The organism is Acinetobacter sp. UBA3132, assembly GCF_002364825.1.
Taxonomy (GTDB): Bacteria; Pseudomonadota; Gammaproteobacteria; order Pseudomonadales; family Moraxellaceae; genus Acinetobacter; species Acinetobacter schindleri.
Genome location: NZ_DEZM01000206.1, coordinates 4,451 through 4,712, shown reverse-complemented (window position 1 = coordinate 4,712; position 262 = coordinate 4,451).

Here is a 262-nt window from a genome sequence, read left to right as displayed (position 1 = left end):
ACATCCATTGTAATCTTTATTCTTTTAAGACAGATCGAAAAGAGTGTAAACCTGCTTGACTCCAACCTTTCTCCAACCTTATACCAGTTATGTTAATCAAATAGCGTACATAAGTACCTTATACCAAAGCTGTAGAAGCAGTTTGGTCACACGAAAATAAGCAAAGGAAATACATATGCGTTACGTCGATCCTAATCAACCTGATTCAAAAGTTCATTTTAAAGCACAATACGAGAATTTTATTGGCGGCGAATGGGTCGCT